General features: G+C 72.2%; 17 protein-coding genes and 1 tRNA gene. 5 read left to right on the top strand and 13 right to left on the bottom strand.

From position 1 onward, the window contains the following. The first annotated feature begins 72 nt into the window (after positions 1-72). Positions 73-1,575, top strand: coding sequence for a hypothetical protein (locus AC3A3L_RS09570; protein WP_487639767.1), 1,503 nt, complete (start codon positions 73-75; stop codon positions 1,573-1,575). On the opposite strand, the gene AC3A3L_RS09575 is transcribed toward AC3A3L_RS09570, so the two are convergent. Together AC3A3L_RS09575 and AC3A3L_RS09580 are read right to left on the bottom strand one after the other, a co-directional pair. Continuing rightward, entirely contained in the window at positions 1,572-2,519 is a 948-nt protein-coding gene (locus AC3A3L_RS09575) for an oxidoreductase (RefSeq protein WP_487639768.1), read from the bottom strand. The two genes, AC3A3L_RS09570 and AC3A3L_RS09575, sit on opposite strands and share 4 nt — an antisense overlap. Next, the gene (locus tag AC3A3L_RS09580) at positions 2,516-3,346 is read right to left on the bottom strand and encodes a maleylpyruvate isomerase family mycothiol-dependent enzyme (protein ID WP_487639769.1); all 831 of its coding nucleotides are present in this window, start codon (positions 3,344-3,346) and stop codon (positions 2,516-2,518) included. The genes AC3A3L_RS09575 and AC3A3L_RS09580 overlap by 4 nt, the downstream gene beginning before the upstream one ends. 132 nt (positions 3,347-3,478) lie before the next feature. Here AC3A3L_RS09580 and AC3A3L_RS09585 point away from each other — a divergent pair, with 132 nt between their 5' ends. Then, the gene (locus AC3A3L_RS09585) at positions 3,479-3,691 is read left to right on the top strand and encodes a DUF6458 family protein (RefSeq protein WP_487639770.1); all 213 of its coding nucleotides are present in this window, start codon (positions 3,479-3,481) and stop codon (positions 3,689-3,691) included. On the opposite strand, the gene AC3A3L_RS09590 is transcribed toward AC3A3L_RS09585, so the two are convergent. The 5 genes from AC3A3L_RS09590 to AC3A3L_RS09610 form a co-directional block, all read right to left on the bottom strand. Next, positions 3,686-4,291, bottom strand: a complete 606-nt coding sequence (locus AC3A3L_RS09590; protein ID WP_487639771.1) for a response regulator — start codon at positions 4,289-4,291, stop codon at positions 3,686-3,688. The two genes, AC3A3L_RS09585 and AC3A3L_RS09590, sit on opposite strands and share 6 nt — an antisense overlap. Beyond that, positions 4,288-5,346, bottom strand: coding sequence for a sensor histidine kinase (locus tag AC3A3L_RS09595; protein ID WP_487639772.1), 1,059 nt, complete (start codon positions 5,344-5,346; stop codon positions 4,288-4,290). Before AC3A3L_RS09595 ends, AC3A3L_RS09590 begins: the two co-directional genes overlap by 4 nt. Further along, the gene (locus tag AC3A3L_RS09600; protein ID WP_487639773.1) at positions 5,343-6,155 is read right to left on the bottom strand and encodes an ABC transporter permease; all 813 of its coding nucleotides are present in this window, start codon (positions 6,153-6,155) and stop codon (positions 5,343-5,345) included. The genes AC3A3L_RS09595 and AC3A3L_RS09600 overlap by 4 nt, the downstream gene beginning before the upstream one ends. Continuing rightward, positions 6,152-7,021, bottom strand: coding sequence for an ABC transporter ATP-binding protein (locus AC3A3L_RS09605; protein ID WP_487639774.1), 870 nt, complete (start codon positions 7,019-7,021; stop codon positions 6,152-6,154). Before AC3A3L_RS09605 ends, AC3A3L_RS09600 begins: the two co-directional genes overlap by 4 nt. A gap of 184 nt (positions 7,022-7,205) precedes the next feature. After that, the gene (locus AC3A3L_RS09610; RefSeq protein ID WP_487639775.1) at positions 7,206-9,080 is read right to left on the bottom strand and encodes an acyl-CoA dehydrogenase; all 1,875 of its coding nucleotides are present in this window, start codon (positions 9,078-9,080) and stop codon (positions 7,206-7,208) included. A 299-nt stretch (positions 9,081-9,379) separates the two neighbouring features. Here AC3A3L_RS09610 and AC3A3L_RS09615 point away from each other — a divergent pair, with 299 nt between their 5' ends. Continuing rightward, complete coding sequence (locus AC3A3L_RS09615; RefSeq protein WP_487639776.1) at positions 9,380-10,282, top strand: sulfite exporter TauE/SafE family protein; 903 nt, start codon at positions 9,380-9,382, stop codon at positions 10,280-10,282. A gap of 122 nt (positions 10,283-10,404) precedes the next feature. After that, the gene (locus tag AC3A3L_RS09620) at positions 10,405-10,863 is read left to right on the top strand and encodes an RrF2 family transcriptional regulator (protein ID WP_268113433.1); all 459 of its coding nucleotides are present in this window, start codon (positions 10,405-10,407) and stop codon (positions 10,861-10,863) included. 23 nt (positions 10,864-10,886) lie between these two features. Here AC3A3L_RS09620 and AC3A3L_RS09625 read toward each other — a convergent pair whose 3' ends face one another. From AC3A3L_RS09625 to AC3A3L_RS09650, 6 genes are all read right to left on the bottom strand, one after another. Continuing rightward, entirely contained in the window at positions 10,887-11,420 is a 534-nt protein-coding gene (locus tag AC3A3L_RS09625; RefSeq protein ID WP_487639777.1) for a hypothetical protein, read from the bottom strand. A 95-nt stretch (positions 11,421-11,515) separates the two neighbouring features. Next, positions 11,516-12,148 carry a DUF2461 domain-containing protein gene (locus AC3A3L_RS09630; protein WP_487639778.1) on the bottom strand — a complete coding sequence of 211 codons (633 nt, stop codon included), beginning with the start codon at positions 12,146-12,148 and terminating at the stop codon, positions 11,516-11,518. A gap of 1 nt (position 12,149) precedes the next feature. Next, positions 12,150-13,265: a hypothetical protein gene (locus AC3A3L_RS09635; RefSeq protein WP_487639779.1), complete on the bottom strand. Its 1,116-nt coding sequence runs from the start codon at positions 13,263-13,265 to the stop codon at positions 12,150-12,152. Between the two features lies 1 nt (position 13,266). Then, complete coding sequence (locus tag AC3A3L_RS09640; protein ID WP_487639780.1) at positions 13,267-14,499, bottom strand: C39 family peptidase; 1,233 nt, start codon at positions 14,497-14,499, stop codon at positions 13,267-13,269. Between the two features lie 198 nt (positions 14,500-14,697). Further along, positions 14,698-14,773, bottom strand: a tRNA-Gly gene (locus tag AC3A3L_RS09645). 27 nt (positions 14,774-14,800) lie between these two features. Continuing rightward, a complete protein-coding gene (locus AC3A3L_RS09650; RefSeq protein ID WP_487639781.1) occupies positions 14,801-15,574 on the bottom strand; it encodes an SGNH/GDSL hydrolase family protein in 774 nt (257 codons plus the stop codon). A 78-nt stretch (positions 15,575-15,652) separates the two neighbouring features. On the opposite strand from AC3A3L_RS09650, the gene dcd reads away from it, so the two are divergent. Then, complete coding sequence (gene dcd / locus AC3A3L_RS09655; protein ID WP_487639782.1) at positions 15,653-16,228, top strand: dCTP deaminase; 576 nt, start codon at positions 15,653-15,655, stop codon at positions 16,226-16,228. The last annotated feature ends 9 nt before the right edge of the window (positions 16,229-16,237 follow it).

Below are 16,237 nucleotides of genomic sequence, written 5' to 3' on the forward strand. Positions count from 1 at the left end.
TGTGACCGACGCATCGGGGTCACCTCGATGCGCCTCCCGGTGTCACGGGTGGGACTCACCTAGAGTCGCCCGGTGGTCTGGCTGGTCGGCGCGCTCCTGCTGCTGTGGATCGCCCAGGGACCTGTGGTCCTGGTCCTCGCTGCCGCGCTGCTCGCCGTGCCGCGGGTCCGGTGGTGGGTCCGGGACCGTGCCCACGTCAGCCGTCGCGTGGTGACCTGGGCGGCCGCGACGGCCGCGGTCGCCGGGCTCCTGGTGGTGGTCGTCCCGGACGGCTGGCTGCCGATCCCGCCCGCGCCGGGAGCCTGGGCCGGTCCGTCGTACGTCGGTCGGCCGGCCTCGCCGCACCAGGTGCCGGCCGAGGAGGTCCCGCCCAACCCCCACCGCTCCACCGGCGACGCGGCCGACCGCCCGGGACCGCTCGGGCACCAGCCGGAGGTCGACACGGCGTGGTTCGGCCTCCAGCGGTGCGGTCGGATCGACCAGACGGCGATCGGTCTCCTCGTCGCGCTCTGCGCCGCCGGCGACAGCCGCGTCCTGCGGGTCATCGAACCCCAGACCCTGCGCCCGGGGGCGTCGCAGGACCTCCCCGACCTGGCGGAGGACTCACCGTGCGACGGCGAGTCCTTCTACCTCGACGACGCCGAACGGGCCGTGGTCGGCACGGGTGATCGCCGGGTGCTGGCCGTACGGACGTCCCTGGAGGGCGAGCCCGACCTCGAGACCGACGACAGCTGGGACCTCAAGCCCTACGTCCCCTACCGCGACTGCCTCGTCTCCGTCGCGCCCGACTGGTCGGGCCGCATCTGGTGGGTCTCGGCAGGCGGTCTCGTCGGAACGGTGGACCCCGCGAGCGGCCACGTGGGTGTGGTCGACCTGGGCGAGGAGGTCCGGCAGGACGTGGCCGTCGACGCAGGAGCCGCGTACGTCGTCACCGACGACGCCGTGCACCGCCTCGTCGTGGGCCCCGACGGCACCCCGCAGTCGACGTGGCGCAGCGAGTACGACGGCGTCAGCGGTTCCGCGCCGGTGCTCCTCGACCGGGGGACGCTCGCCGTCACGGACGAGGTCGACGACCGGCTGGGGGTGCGGTTCCTCGCGCGGGACGACGGCCGCACGGTCTGCCGGCAGTCCGTCTTCGAGAAGGGGGAGGGGGCGACCCGCAGCACCCTCGCCGACCTCGGCGCCGGGGTGGTGGTGGCGAACGACGCCGGCTACGCGTCGTCGCGCCACGCGCTGCTGGGCTTCACGGCCGGCGCGGGGGTGGCGCGCGTGGACCTGACCGACGACGGGTGCGCGGTGACCTGGACCAACGAGGCGGTCTCGCCGTCCTCGGGTGTCGTCGTGAGCCGCCCGAACGGACTTCTCTACACGTGGGCGAAGCGTCCTTCGCTGGCCGGGGTCAGCGCCTGGTACCTCACCGCGATCGACGCCGACTCCGGTCGCCGACGCTGGGAGGTGCGCACCGGCACCGGGCTGCTCGCCGCGAGCGGCGGGTCGAGCGTCGTGCTCGGCCGCGACGGCGCGGCCTACCTCGGGACGAGGTCCGGGCTGGTCCGGGTGCGCGACCGCCGCTAGCCGCCCGTGGCCGGCGCCGACGGCCAGGCGAGCCCGACCGTCGCCTCGCTGGTCTCCCAGAGCCGTCGCTGCGCCACCTCGTCGCGCGCCAGCCGCGAGGTGCCGACGACCTGCGGCGCACCGGACGCCTCGCCGGGACCGCTCGGCCCGACGTAGGTCGACCCGGGCAGGTCGGCGGTCGCCGCCATCAGCGTCGGCCGGGCACCGGCCTCGGCGGACTGCGAGACCAGCTTGACCGCCCCGTCGAGGATCGCCGCCCGTCGGCCCCGCGTCGTGCCGAGCTGGCCGTTGACGGCGAGGTGGGTGCCCGCGAGCCCCGGGTGCGCGGCGAGCGCGCGCACCGGCGTGCCGGCCCGTCGCAGCCTGCGGTCGAGCTCGAAGGTGAACAGCAGGTTGGCGAGCTTGGTCTGGCCGTAGACGTGCCACCTGCTGTGGCGACGGTGGACCCGTGGGTCGCCGAGCGGGGCCGACCGGGCGACGCGGTGCATCTGCGACGACAGCGTCACGACGCGACCGTCGCCGGACGCGGCGAGCTGGTCGAGCAGCAGCCCGGTGAGCAGGAACGGGCCGAAGTGATTGGTCGCCATCTGCGACTCCAGCCCGTCAGCCGTGCGGCGGAGGGGCGGTGCCATGACGCCGGCGTTGTTGACGAGCAGGTGGATCGGTCCGAACCCCGTGGCCGCCTCACCGGCCGCTCGAACCGACCCCAGGTCGGACAGGTCGACGACCAGGACCTCGGTCGAGGCGGCGGGCACCTCGGCCGTGATCGCCTCGGCCGCGGCGCCGAGCTTGTCGGGAGTGCGCCCGGCGAGCACCACCCGGGCACCGTGGCGGGCGAGGTCGAGCGCGGTGTGGAAGCCGAGCCCGCCGAGGGTCGGCCCGGTGACGACCGCGGTGCGCCCGGTCAGGTCGCCGATGTCGGCGGTCGTCCAGGTGGCGGTCACGGGGTGACGCCGAGAGAGGCGACCACGCGCTCGCCGAGCGCCGTGTCGCCGGTGAGGCGCACGCCGTCGGCAGCGGCCGCACGGCGACCACCGGCCAGCACCACGAAGGTCTCCCGGTCCATGGCCAGCGTGACGGTCGGCCCGCCGTCGTCGGGCGTGGCGCTGCGGCCGCGCCCGTCCTCACCGACGGCGACGGTCACGGGCGCGTGCCCGGCCACCTCGAGCCGTACGACGGATCCGACGGGCGCCTGGGCCCGTTTGCCGACGACGTAGGGCAGGCTCTCCATCAGGTAGTCGGCGGTGTGGATGGCCGCCGCACAGTCGAGGTTGCCCGGCATCGCGAGCGCGCGGCGCACGTCCTGCTCGTGCATCCAGACGTCGAGCGGCCGGTTGCGCAGCAGCAGCCCGGTCGTCCAGCCGATCGCGCCGAAGACCCCGGGCGCGGGCGCCGAGGCGTCGGTGGGCGGATCGACCAGCAGCTGGGTGTGGCGCGCGGTCGTCGACTCGCGGATCTCGGTGATGAGGTCGTCCGGGGTCTCGTCCCGGCGGGCCTGCACGCCCTGCTCGGTGAAGAGGCCCATCATGCCGCGCGCGTGCGGCGCGTCGCCGATCTCGACCTCCTCGTGCGGGCGCCCGGCCAGCAGCGCCTCGAGGTGGGCGGTGTGGGCCGCCACCGCCCGGACGTCCCAGCCGGGCAGGTCGGTCGGGGTCGACCACTGGTCGTCGGCAACGTGCTCCAGCACCCGGGTGAAGGAGTCGACGGCGCCCCACCAGAGCGCGACGAGGGCGGTGAGCCTGTCCTGGTCGGTGGCCGCGGGATCGGTCATGGAGGGAAGGGTAGGGGACCGGTCTGACTCACCCCTGCGGGGCAGGGTCCCCGCCTGCGACGCCGTGCCGCCCTACGCTGCGGGGACACCCGTCGACCTCGGCGGCCGCATCCCCCACACGAAGGAGTCGTCATGGGAATCGGACTCGGCATCCTCCTGCTCGTCCTCGGCCTGATCCTGCTCTTCGCGGTCAAGGAGTTCCCCGACTCGCTGCAGGAGGTCGTCGACCCGACCACGGTGGGCTGGATCCTGGTGATCGCCGGCGTCCTCGCGCTCGTGCTCGGCCTCGTGATGAACAACCAGCGGTCGAGGACCACCCACGTGGAGGAGCGCCGCGACCTATAGCCAGCCGCGCTCCTGAGCGATGCGGGCCGCCTCGCTGCGCGTGGTGGCGCCGGTCTTGCCGATCGCGGCCGAGAGGTGGTTGCGCACCGTTCCCTCCGAGAGGTGCACGCGCGCGGCGATGGCGGACACCGGTGAGCCGTCGAGCGCGTGGGTCAGCAGCTCGCGCTCGCGGCCGGTGAGCGGGCTCGGCCCGTCGACCAGCGACTCCGCGGCGAGGTCTGGGTCGATGACGCGCAGGCCGGCATGGACGCGTCGTACGGCGTCGGCGAGCTGGCGTGCCGGGGTGTCCTTGACGACGAAGCCCGAGGCGCCCGCCTCGATCGCGCGGCGGACGTAGCCGGGCCGGCCGAAGGTCGTGACGACCAGCGACCGCACCCCCGGCAGCTCACGGCGCACGGCCGCGGCGGCGTCGATGCCGTTCATCCCGGGCATCTCGATGTCGAGCAGGCAGACCTCGGCCCCCGAGGCGCGGGCGGCGTCGACCACCTCGTCGCCACGGCCGACCTGCGCCACGACCTCGAGGTCGGACTCGAGGTCGAGCAGGGCGGCGAGGGCACCGCGCACGAGGGCCTGGTCGTCGGCGAGCAGCAGCCTGATCACGGCAGTGCCACCTCCACCCGGGTGCCGGGTGTCGCCGGACCGACGCTGAGGGTGCCTCCGGCGCCGGTGACCCGCTCGCGCATCCCGCGCAGGCCGTTGCCCTCCACCCCGTCGCAGCCCCCGCCGTCGTCGGTCACGACGATGCCGCCGGGGCCGAGCTCGATGAGCACCGACCGCGCCTGCGCGTGGCGTACGACGTTGGTGACCGACTCGCGCAGCACCCAGGCCAGCAGCGCCCGGTGGCGTGGGTCGGTGTCGGCGACGGACCCCTCGACGGTCGTGGTGATGCCGGCGTCCGCCAGCACCCGCGGCGCGGCGGCCAGCTCGGCCTCCAGGTTGCCGGCGCGGAGCCCGCCGACCGTCGCCCGCACCTCGGCGAGCGCCTGGCGGGCGGTCGCCTGGATCGACTCGAGCTCCTGCTTGGCACGCTCGGGGTCGATGTCGATGAGCCGCGCGGCCAGCTCGGCCTTGACCGACAGGGCGGTGAGCGAGTGCCCGAGCACGTCGTGCACGTCGCGCGCCACGCGCTCGCGCTCGATGACGACGGCGTGCTCGCGGAGCGCGGTGTTGGCGACGTGCTCGCGCTCCCCGAAGAGCCGCAGCATGACGCCACCGATCATCACCGGCCACAGCATGAGGAAGAAGAAGGTCGGGAAGCCGTCGATGTCCAGCAGCGACAGCAGGGGAAAGGCCGCCCAGAGCCCGACGGCCCACTTCCACCACGGCGCCGGCAGCTCGAGCGCCGAGAGGATCGCGAGGTAGGGCGTGAAGGAGATGATCCCGATCCCGATCACCGGAGCCGTTGCGAGCGCCAGCACGACCATCAGGCCCAGGGCCCACCACGGGCTGAGCCGGGAGGAGTAGCCCAGCACGTTGGCCACCGCGAACCCGGCGATGCAGAGCAGGGCGACCACCTTCGCCGGCGTCCCGGCGTCCGAGTCGACGACCGCGATGACCGGGAAGGCGAGGAAGACCAGCCAGATGGCGGCGAAGGCCCACCCCCACTTCTCCCAGGGGTTGTCGGGCAGCGGCTGCCTGCCGCCGACGGCGGTCACGTGCGCGCCCGGCTCCGGCGTACGCCCCACAGCGCCACCAGGCCGAAGATCACCGTCCACGCGAGCACGTTAGCGACCGGCAGCCACAACGGGTCGCGACCACCCACCGGCAGCCACCCGTCGGTGAGCGGGAAGCGGGCCAGCGCGACGTAGCCGTAGAGCGGCGTGAAGCGGCCCAGGTCGAGCATGAAGCCGCTCATCGGCGTGAAGACGTTGCCGAGGAAGGCGAGCACCACGATCATCCCCGACGCGATGCCGGCCGCGTTGCTGCCGCGGAAGACCAGGCAGACCGCCAGGCCGTAGACCGCGAAGGAGGCCGAGCACAGCCAGACCAGGGCGCCGGACAGCACCCAGTCCGACCAGTCGCCCCGCGCGCCGGTGGCCGCGCCGATCGCGAAGATCGCCACCACCGGCACCGCCGCCACCGCCATCGCGACGGCCGCCTTGGCGGCCACGAAGGCGATCGGCCGCATGGGGGTGAGCCCGAGCTGGCGACCCCAGCCCATCACCTGCTCGGTCGCGGCGCTGCCGGCGACGCTGGTCGTCGCGGTGACGGCGCCGTAGGCGGCCATCGAGATCATCACGTACATCCCGACGTTGCCGCTGCCGACGGGGTCGTCGGACCCGATCCCGAAGACGAGGTACATGAAGGTCGGCAGGCCGACGACGAAGAACATGCCGATGCGGTCGCGCAGCTGGCGCCGCAGGTCGAGGCGCGCGTAGGTGAGCACGTCCGGCCGGGGAGTGGTGCGCACGCCGTCCGCGGTGCGCGTCGTGCCGGCGGTCGTCCGGGCGGTCAGGGCGGTCATCGTGCGGCTCCGATCGGTTCGGTGTCTGCGGTGAGGGCGAGGAAGGCGGCCTCGAGGCTCGCGGCGGAGACCTCGACGTCGGTGACGCCCAGGGGCTCGAGGGCGCCACGCACCCGGGCGAGCCAGTCGGCGTCGATGCCGTCCGTGCCGACGACGGCGGCAGGCGGCCGGAAGGTGAGGGTCCGACCGCCGTACGCCGCCCGCACGTCGGTGGTCGCGGCGTCGTGGACGATGCGGCCGTGGTTCATCAGGACGGTGCGCTCGGCGAACTCGTCGGCCTCGGCGAGGTAGTGGGTGGCGAAGACGATCGTGCGGCCGAGGGCGGCGTCCTCGCGCATCGCGCGCCAGAACTCCTGCCGGGCGCCGACGTCCATGCCGGTGGTCGGCTCGTCGAGGACGACCAGGTCGGGGTCGGACAGCAGGGCGAGCGCGAACTTCAGCCGCTGCTGCTCGCCGCCCGAGCAGGCCTCGACGCGGCGTCCGGCGAGGTCGGTGAGGTGCGCCCGGTCGAGCACCACCTCGACCCGGTCGGACCGGCCGTGCAGCGCAGCGATCGCGCGCACGGTCTCACCGACGGTGAAGTCGTTGAGCAGGCCACCCGTCTGCATGACCGCGGACACCCGCCCCTGCCGTACGGCGTCGGCGGGTGAGGTGCCGTAGACCTCGATGGTCCCTGCATCGGGCGTCGTGAGGCCGAGCAGCATGTCGACCGTCGTGGTCTTGCCGGCTCCGTTCGGCCCCAGGAACGCCACGATCTCACCCGGCTGGACTGTCAGGTCGACGTCGTCGACCGCGACCACGGGGGTGCCGTCGGTCGAGCGGAAGGCCTTGCGCAGCCCGGTCGCGTGGATGGCGGGAATCGTCATGCGACCAGCGTGTCGTCGTACCGACCCAGGTCCCTCGCCGAAGTGTCACGACCTCCCCGTGACACCTGTCATCGAGTCGGCGCATCTGCCCGCCAGAAACAGGTCGAGTCGGCGCATCTGCACGCGAAGAACGTGCAGACGCGCCGACTCGGCGCTGATGGCGCGTGCAGACGCGCCGACTCGACTAGAAGGACGACTCGTCGAGGTCCATCAGGTCGAGGGTGGTGGCCTCGGCGATGGCGCGCTCGGCGCCGATCTTCGGCAGGTTGGTCTGGGCGAAGAACTGGGCGGCGAGGACCTTGCCCTCGTAGAACGCCTTGTCCTTGTCCGACACCTCGCCGGCCAGCTTCTGCAGCGCCACCTCGGCCTGGCGCAGGAGCAGCCAGGCGCAGACGACGTCGCCGAGCACCATCAGCAGGCGGGAGGTGTTGAGGCCCACCTTGTAGATGTTGCGCAGCTCGTCTGCCGACGACATGAGGTCGTTGATCATGTGGCCGACGACGGCGTTGGCGTCCTCGAGGGCGGTCGCGAGCAGCGCCCGCTCGTTCTTCAGCCGACCGTTCCCGGCCTCGGAGGCGATGAAGCCCTCGATCTCCTTGGCGAGGTGACCGAGCGCGCGGCCCTGGTCCTTGACGATCTTGCGGAAGAAGAAGTCCTGGCCCTGGATCGCGGTCGTGCCCTCGTAGAGGGTGTCGATCTTGGCGTCGCGGACGTACTGCTCGATCGGGTACTCCTGCAGGAAGCCGGAGCCGCCGAAGGTCTGCAGCGACTCGGTGCCGAGCAGGACCCACGAGCGCTCCGAGCCGTAGCCCTTCACGATCGGGAGCAGAAGGTCGTTGACCGCGGCGGCGAGGCGGGCCTCGTCGGAGTCGGCGGTGCCCTCGTGCTCGGCGATCATCACCTGGTCCTGCCACGTCGCGGTGTAGAGCACCAGCGCGCGCATCGCCTCGGCGAACGACTTCTGGGTCATCAGCGAGCGACGGACGTCGGGGTGGTGGGTGATCGTCACACGCGGCGCCGTCTTGTCGGCCGCCTGGGTGAGGTCGGCGCCCTGGACCCGCTCCTTGGCGTAGTCGAGGGCGTTGAGGTAGCCGGTCGAGAGGGTGGCGATCGCCTTGGTGCCGACCATCATCCGGGCGTTCTCGATGACCTGGAACATCTGGGCGATGCCGTTGTGCACCTCGCCGAGCAGCCAGCCCTTGGCCGGCTCGCCGCCGCCGACCTGCGGGTCGCCGAAGGTGACCTCGCAGGTGTTGGAGACCTTGATGCCCATCTTGTGCTCGACGTTGGTGACGTAGACGCCGTTGCGCTCGCCGGTCAGCTCGCCGGTCTCGAGGTCGAAGTGGTGCTCCGGCATCCAGAACAGCGAGAGCCCCTTGGTGCCGGGGCCACCGGCGCCCTCGACGCCCTCGGGGCGCGCGAGGACGAGGTGCATGATGTTCTCGCTCATGTCGTGGGTGGCGCTGGTGATGAAGCGCTTGACGCCGGTGATGTTCCACGAACCGTCCTCGTTGGGAACGGCCTTCGCGCGGCCCGCGCCGACGTCGGAGCCGGCGTCGGGCTCGGTGAGGACCATGGTGCAGCCCCACTGGCGGTCGACCATGTGCTGCGCGACCGCCTTGTCGCGCTCGTTGCCGTTGCGGTGGACGACGTTGGCGAACGCCGGGCCGGCGGCGTACATCCACACCGGGGCGTTGGCGCCGAGGACCATCTCGCCGAGCGCCCAGATGAGCGACGACGGGGCGGGGGTGCCGCCCATCTCCTCGAAGACCTGGAGGCGCCAGAACTCGGAGTCCATCCAGGCCTGGTAGCTCTGCTTGAACGACTCCGGAACCGGAGCGGTGTGCGTGGCCGGGTCGAAGACGGGCGGGTTGCGGTCGCTGTCCTCGTAGGAGGCGGCCAGGTCCTCGCGGGAGAGGCGCTCGACCTCGCGGAGGATCTCGCGCGCGCTCTCGCCGTCGACCTCGCCGAAGGGCCCGGTGCCGAGCACGGCGTCGCGGCCGAGCACCTCGAAGAGGTTGAACTCGATGTCGCGGAGGTTGGTCTTGTAGTGGCTCACAGCTTCCACCTGTTCCGTGTGCGGTCTGCGGTCTGCGGTCTCGGGGCGAGCACTACTGAGTAGTTCTACTCGCCGGTAACTAAAGGATGCCTCGCAACTCCGCTCCGCGCAACACGAACGCCGGAAAGACGTGCCTGCCGGGGGATTCGCGTACGTCGGCGCCGGGTGATCGCGCGAAAGGACACGCCGTGGGCTAGATCGGTTTTGTCTATCACTCAATGTATGTCTACTCTTTCACCTGACATACGTCAGTCGCATGACTACTCGCTCGCAGCTCAGTCCCGGAAGGACCCCGCAACATGCGCAAGCTCATCGTTCTCGGTGTGGTGGGACTCATCGCCCAGCTCATCGACGGCTCCCTGGGCATGGCCTATGGCGTGACCTCCTCGACGCTGCTGCTGGCAGCCGGGGTCGCTCCCGCCGCCGCCTCGGCAGCCGTCCACTTCTCCGAGCTCGGCACCTCGCTGGTCTCCGGCGCCTCGCACCACAAGTTCGGCAACGTCGACTGGCGCACCGTCTCGATCCTCGCGGTGCCGGGGTTCGTCGGCGCCTTCGTCGGCGCGACCCTGCTGTCCAACATGGACGCCGCGGTCGCCAAGCCGGTCGTCGCCGTGATCCTGCTCAGCCTCGGCTTCTACGTCGTCTACCGCTTCCTCCGCCTCGGTGGCCAGCGCCCGACCTTCAAGGGCCACCCCTCCGCGATGTTCCTCGCCCCGATGGGCCTCGTCGCGGGCACGCTCGACGCCGTCGGTGGCGGCGGCTGGGGTCCCGTCGGCACCACGTCGCTGCTCTCCAGCGGTCGGCTCGAGCCGCGCAAGGTCGTCGGCTCGATCGACACCTCCGAGTTCGTCGTGGCCGTCGGCGCCTCGCTCGGCTTCCTCTTCGGACTCGGCTCCGCAGGCATCAACTGGGGCTACGCCGGCGCCCTGCTGGCCGGTGGCGTCATCGCCGCTCCGATCGCTGCCTGGCTCGTCAAGCACCTCGCTGCCCGCGTCCTCGGTGTGGCCGCAGGCGGCCTGATCATCCTGACCAACTCCAAGACGCTGCTCGAGGCCGTCGGCGCCCCGGGTGTCGGCGTCGCCGTCGCCGCCGCGGTGATCTTCGTGCTCTGGGTCTCCGGCATCGTCTGGGCCGTCAAGCAGGAGCGACTGTCGAAGGCCTCGCGCACCGACGAGCCGGAGCTGGAGCCGGTCACCGCCTGACCCACCCGCATCCCTGTCGGCGTACGCCGGCGCACCGCACCTGCGGGCGCCGGCGTACGGTCGCGCGGGCTCGTGTCGACCAAGGGCACTGACTCTGCCGACATATCTGACAAACTGGCCATATGCGCGTCTCCGCCAAAGCCGACTACGCCCTGCGGGCCCTCATCGAGATCGCAGTGCGCACCGACGGGACCGCGGTCAGCGCCGAGCAGCTCGGCAAGGCGCAGGGGATCCCGCACGGGTTCCTCCAGGCGATCCTCGCCGACCTCCGCCGCGCCGACATCGTCGTGTCGCAGCGCGGTCAGTCGGGCGGCTGGCGCTTCGCGCGCAAGCCGGAGTCGGTGACGGTGGCCGACGTGATCCGCGCGGTCGACGGGCCGCTCGTGTCGGTCTACGGCCTGCGTCCCGAGGCGGTGGAGTACGACGACAGCGCCCAGGTCCTGCAGCACGTCTGGATCGCGGCCCGCCACTCGCTCCGGATGGTCTTCGAGCAGGTGACCATCCAGCAGCTGGCCGACGGCACGCTGCCGCAGGCCGTCGCGGCCCTCACCGAGGACGACGACGCCTGGCAGCCGCACTGACGCCAGGCGTCAGGCGTCAGGCGTCAGGCGGCCGACCTCCGGTCGAGCATCCGGCGTCGCCGGGACACCTTGGCGAGGCGCCTGTCGAGGCGGGCCTCCTCCTCCATCAGGGCGATGCGCGCGACCTGCGCGGCGAGCTCCTCGTCGCCGAGGTGGGCGGGCAGCACGTGCGAGCGCGCCTCCTTCACCTGGGACAGCCAGGTGCGGGGCGGCGCAGCGAACCCGCTGGTCGCCACGACCACGACACGGAAGTCGCTGAGCCCGTCGATCGCCAGTGCCGCCTGCTCCGACGTCGCGTCGAACCACCCCGGCATGCTGAGGAAGCAGTCCGCGCCGGACTTCCTGGCGCGACGGCACACCCGGGCCCACGAGCCCTCGACGTCCTTGCGGCGGAGCCCGGCGGCGCGGTGCGAGCGGAGGATCTCGACCCCGGCGCGGGCGACCACGTCGGCGTCGGCGTCGGGCACCCGGACGCCACCGACCGCCAAGGCGTCGGACATCGCCGACACGTCCACCGCGTCGGGCCCGACGTGGAGCAGGAACAGTCTCTTGGCCATGGCGCCAGCGTGGTCGGGACACCTGACGCCGGCGTGAACACCGCGTCACGGGCGGTCGAACTCCGCGCGCCCGCAGCCGGTGCCGCGGCAGCGGCTCAGTCGGCCGGGACGGCGCGCAGCCAGCTGACGAGCGGCCGGAGTGACTTCCAGTCGGCCCGCACCCGGTCGGCGAGGCCGGCGTCGATCGCGTCGGCCTCGAAGCCGTAGGACCGGCCGACGAAGAGCTGCTTGCGGCGCAGCAGGTGGATGCGCGGGTGGTCGGTGTCGTAGCCGCGGGGCGACGTCTTCAGCTGCTCACCGCCGACCTCGAAGCCGTCCTTCTCGAGGCGCCCGAGGAGCCGGTCGAGGGCGGCGCCGGTCTTGTCGTCGGCCATCGCGTCGCGGATCGCGGCGAGGGTGGGGCCGTCGGCGTCGTAGAAGCCGGCGCCGACGCGGGTGCCGCGCGGCGAGATCTCGAAGTACCAGCCGGTCCGCGGACCGGCGGCGACGAATGCGCCCTGGTGCGTCTTGTAGGGCGTCTTGTCCTTGGCGAAGCGGACGTCGCGGTAGGGGCGGAACACCTTGGCCGGGCCGAACTCCGGCTCGAGCTCGGCCATCAACGCCTTCATCGGCGCCTCGACCGACTCCTTCCAGACGTGCTTGTGGGCCTCCCAGAAGGACTTGGTGTTGTCCATCTCGAGGTCGTCGTAGAAGTCGAGCGCGGCGACGGGGAATCCGGTGAAGCTCACGTCAGGAGACGCTAGCCCAGACGTGCTCGTCGCCCTTCTCCCCGTACGACGCCAGGGTGAGGGTGCCTCCGCCGCAGGCCGGCTCGCCGAGGAAGGCGTTGCCGGTGGACGCGGACTCGTAGGCGACCTCGAGCGTGCGCTCGGGCGTCCAGCGCATGAGCCGTGCGGGCTCGTCGGGGCCCTGCGGGTCGCGGACGAAGAAGACGGAGTCGCCGCAGGGGACGGCGGTGCCGGTGGTGCCCGGCCCGAGGTCGAAGTAGGTGCCGTCGGCGGAGGCGTGGAATCTCGCCTGCTCCTGCTTCCGAGGCTTGGGCACCTCGGACCACAGTGCCCCGTCGGCGGTCGCCGCGACGTCCCACGCCGCGCAGTCCGCCGGGCCCTCGATCGGCTGGGGCACACCGCTGTCGTCGAGGAGGTTGGCGGTGCGGCAGGCCACCGGACGGGCGTCGTCGAAGGTCATCATCCCGACGCCGTGCTCGCTGGCCGTGAGGCCGGAGAAGCCGCTGCGCCCGGGGGCGCACCAGCCGTCCTCGCCGTTGCTGTCCGCCAGGGCGGCGGTGGCCAGGCAGTAGTCGCCGCCGTCGCCGTACGTCGGGAAGTAGAGGTCGCCGCTGGTGAGGGCCCACGAGCCGCCACTCGCCGCCGGTGGTGTGGCGACCTCGCCGGTCTCGCCGCTCGCGAGGTCGACGACCGCCACCTCGCTCGGCTCGGTCTCGGTCTTGTCCTGCTTGACGACGACGGCCCACGACTCGCTCATCAGGACCTCCGAGATCGTCCGGCCGCGTCCCGCCGCGACCGTGACGGCCTTCCCGTCGCGCGCGAGCTCGACCGTCGTGTCGGCCGCGTCGCCGAGGGCCTCCCACTCCGGTCCTCGGACGTACCGGCTGTCGGCCTCCACGCCGGTGTCCTGCCAGTCCAGCTCCGCGGTCGCGGGCTCGACCACGACCGGGTCGTCGACAGGCCCACCGCTCGGGACGTCGGCTGCGGGCTCGTCGGTCGACGCCTCCGAAGTCGTCTCCGCGCTGCTCGGACCGTCGCCCGGGGCGGTCTCGTCGGTCCCGGCGCAGGCGGTGAGCGCGAGCAGCAGCGCCAGCGTGGCCGTCGTACGCCTGAGCACGTCAGACCCCGATGTTGTGCTGGAAGTGGGCGAGGTTGGCGCGGTAGGAGCGGTAGGCGTTGCGCCACTGCACGCGGCCGATCGCCGGCTCGCTGGGGTCGAACTTCGACTGGTCCCACGGCTCGAACCAGCCGAGCTGCGGGTTGCCGCCCGGGTTCTGGTCGAAGCCGCGACCGACCTGGAAGTGACCGCTCGCGTCGTCGTCGAGGTAGGGGTAGTACTGCTTGAGCAGCGAGGGGTGGAGCACGACGGGCGCCTGGTAGTCGTGGACGTGGCGCATCATCAGCCGGTACCACTGCTTGAAGCTGAAGTCGCTGATGTCGAGCACGACGTAGGGCCCGGCGTGCGAGTCCTCGTCGTAGTCGGTCTTGTTGTTCACGACGCGCACCATGTCGCTGATCGCGGTGCCGGCAGTGGTCGTGCCGAGACGGCGGGCCCAGTAGGACTGGTTCTTCCGCTTCCCCTGCGCGCCCCAGCCGATCGCCTGCATCGTGGCCGGACCGCACCAGTAGGTGGAGTTCTGGGCCTGCGCGACCTTGCTGGTGAGGATCTTCGACCGCTTGGGGTACGACTCACCGAAGCCGCCGCGGGCGTCGATGCCGGCGGTCACCTCGGGGTGGCGCTCGGCGAAGCCGTCGGGCAGCGGCACGCCCTGGATCTCGTGTCGCAGCATCCAGACCTTGCCGACCGACCGGGCAGCCATCGTCAGCTCGGTGCGCTCGGCCTCGGTGCGAGCGGCCGACGTCCGCGACCGGGCCCGGGCGAGCAGCCCGTCGGCGTCCAGGTCGCCGGTGCGCTCCACGGAGCGAGCCGCTGGACGGGTCTCGAGCCGGGCGGCGAGCGCCTCTTCCGACTGGTTGGTCCAGCCGAAGCCGAGGCAGTAGCGCTGGCCCTCGAAGGTGGCGCACCGCACCGACGCCTGCGCGAGCGCCGTACGCCCCTCGGCGCGGTCGAGCGCAGCACCCTCGGCCAGCACGCGGTCGATCTCGGCCCGCATCGCGGGTGTCACCGCGCCGCGGCCGACCGCACCTGGCGCGCTGGTCGACTCCGCCGTCGGGGCGATCGCCCCCTGCTCGTCGTCGCCGCCATCCGGGAGGAGCGGGACGGCGCCGAGGGTGAGGGCGAGGGCCGCGGCGGCGATGGTCGCGGGGTGGCGCCACAGCGGGCGCGAAGGGTCCTCGTCGGCGATGCGATGGGCGAGCCGGCGGGTGAGGAAGCGGGGCAGTGCAGGCATGGGGAAGGACCTTCGATCCGAGAACGACGGACGCCTCACTGTCCTCTTCAGTCCCAGATGTCGCAAGTTCCCCATCCGTCACGCGGGTGGTCGCGGAGCGGTGAGTGAGACACGTTCTGGCGGCCGAAAAGGTGTCTCACGCACCGCTGGTACGACGACGCCGCGCCGCGCTCGAAGCAACAAACCATTCGGGGAACGTGGAGCGGATGACGAGACTCGAACTCGCGACATCGACCTTGGGAAGGTCGCGCTCTACCAACTGAGCTACATCCGCATGCCGTCCGGGGACGGCGGGGGAATGCTACCTGACGGGCGGCCGCACGCTGGAGAGGGCGGGATGCTTCGGCGAGACGGTGTCCCCGGACGAGCGGCCGGTGAGCCGACGGTGCACCCAGGGCACCAGGAACTCGCGGGTCCACTGGGCGTTGGCGGCCCAGGTCTCGCGGCGCCCGAGCACGGGGAGCGGCCCGACGGTGACGGGCTCGAGGCCGTGCTCGACGCCGATGGCCTCGAGGACGGCGTGGGCCATGTGCGTGTGGCCGGAGCTGTTGAGGTGCATCCGGTCGGTGTCCATCACGCCGGCGATCTCGATGTCGCGCATCCGCCACATGTCGACGACGGTCGCGCCGTGGCGGTCGGCGATCTCGCGGACCCACTCGTTGAAGATCGCCATCCGGCCGCGCATCGGGCCGTAGATGCCACCGGCACCCGGGTCGAAGATGGTGAACATGACGACGCGCGCGCCGGTCGCGCTGAGCCGCGCGATCGCGTCGTCGTACGTCGTGGCGAGGGCGTCGATGTCGACGCGCGGGCGGAGCACGTCGTTGCCGCCACCGTGGATGGTGACCAGGTCGGGCTCGAGCGCGATCGCGGCGTCGACCTGCTCGGTGACGATGGGGCCGAGCTTGCGACCGCGGATGGCGAGGTTGGCGTAGCCGAAGTCGTCGGTCTGCTGTGCGAGCACCTCGGCGACGCGGTCGGCCCAGCCGCGCAGGCCGTTGGGGCGTGCGGGGTCGGGGTCGCCGACGCCCTCGGTGAAGGAGTCGCCGAGGGCGACGTAGCGGTGGAAGGTCACTCCTCCATTGTGACAAGTGGTCTCGTGACGGGACTCCGTCCCTCCTCGACCAGCGGCCGCGGACGCTAGGTTGGCGACGTGCTGCTCTCTGATCGCGACATCGCCGCCGAGATCGACGCCGGTCGGATCGCCCTCGACCCCTGGGACCCGCAGATGATGCAGCCCTCGAGCATCGACGTCCGGCTCGACCGCTACTTCCGGGTCTTCGAGAACCACCGCTACCCCCACATCGACCCGGCGGCCGACCAGTCCGAGCTGACCCGTGAGGTCGAGCCCGAGGGGGACGAGCCGTTCATCCTGCACCCGGGCGAGTTCGTGCTCGGGTCGACGTACGAGGTCGTCTCGCTGCCCGACGACGTGGCCGCACGGGTGGAGGGGAAGTCGTCCCTGGGCCGGCTCGGGCTGCTCACCCACGCGACCGCGGGCTTCGTCGACCCCGGATTCTCCGGCCACGTCACGCTCGAGCTCGCCAACGTCGCGACGCTGCCGATCAAGCTCTACCCCGGGATGAAGATCGGGCAGTTCTGCTTCTTCCGGCTCTCCTCGCCGAGCGAGCACCCCTACGGCTCCGAGAAGTACGGCTCGCGCTACCAGGGCCAGCGCGGCCCCACCCCGAGCCGGTCGTTCCAGGGGTTCCACCGCACGCCCATCTGAGGCGGTCGT

The organism is Nocardioides sp. Soil_C_8 (genome assembly GCF_057656315.1).